The sequence below is a fragment of the Microbacterium sp. MEC084 genome, from assembly GCF_004514465.2.
Lineage (GTDB): Bacteria > Actinomycetota > Actinomycetes > Actinomycetales > Microbacteriaceae > Microbacterium.
Genome location: NZ_MYFP02000046.1, coordinates 1 through 1,106 on the forward strand (window position 1 = coordinate 1; position 1,106 = coordinate 1,106).

Consider the following 1,106-nt stretch of genomic DNA (forward strand, 5'->3'; position numbering starts at 1 on the left):
GTGTACTGCCCAGGGACGTTGTTTGATCTGGCTTCCCTGATGTGACGAGAACCTCCCGGCAGAGTGGAGCTGCTACCGCATCCGCTCTGAACCAGGGAGGTTCTCGTGTCTCACGCTAACGCGGCGCTGACCCCGCGCCAAAGGCTCCGTCTCGCCCAGAAGGTCATCGACGAGGACTGGACGATCGCGGCAGCAGCGGACTACTTCCGGGTGTCCTGGCCAACCGCGAAGAAGTGGGCGCTGCGCTACCTTGAGCTCGGCGAGGAGGGCATGGCCGACCGATCGTCCCGGCCGCACACTCATCCGAACCGGACTCCGCAGCGGCTGGTGAAGAAGATCGTGCATCTGCGGATCCGCAAGCGCCTCGGCCCAGTTGAGCTCGCGGGTCGGTTGGAGATGGCGTCCTCGACCGTTCATGCCGTACTGAAACGTTGCCGGTTGAACCGGCTCTCGCATATCGACGTGAAGACCGGTGAGCCCGCTCGTCGCTACGAGCACGAGGCTCCGGGGGCTCTGATCCATGTCGACGTGAAGAAGCTCGGCAACATCCCCGACGGCGGCGGCTGGCGCTACGTCGGACGGTTCCAGGGCGACCGCAACCGAGCCGTCACAGCCAAGCGCACCGGGAAGCGCGGCATCGCCGGCGACATGGTCACCGGCACCGCCTACGTCCACACCGTCATCGACGACCACTCCCGCGTCGCTTACGCCGAGATCCACGACGATGAACGCGCCGAGACCGCGATTGGCGTCCTGCAGCGGGCAGTGTCCTGGTTCGCCGACCGCGGAGTCCGCGTCGAGCGAGTCCTTTCCGACAACGGCTCCGCCTACCGCTCCCACGCCTGGCGGCACGCCTGCGCCGAGCTCGGCATCACGCCCAAGCGGACCCGTCCTTACCGCCCCCAGACGAACGGGAAGATCGAGCGATTCCATCGCACCATGGCCGACGGTTGGGCCTACGTGAAGCACTACAACAGCGAATCAGCCCGCCGAGCAGCCCTGCCGGCCTGGCTGCACTTCTACAATCACCACAGGCCCCACACCGCGATCGGGAAGCTCCCGCCCATCAGCCGGATCTCAAACAACCTGGCTGGGCAGTACAGCTA

Annotated in this window: 1 protein-coding gene; it reads left to right on the top strand. The window is 65.9% G+C overall.

What is annotated here, in order from left to right; all coding sequences use genetic code 11:
- Nucleotides 1-105: 105 nt before the first annotated feature.
- Nucleotides 106-1,106: IS481 family transposase (locus B5M43_RS14875; RefSeq protein WP_134746365.1), on the top strand; the 1,001-nt coding region annotated here is incomplete at its 3' end.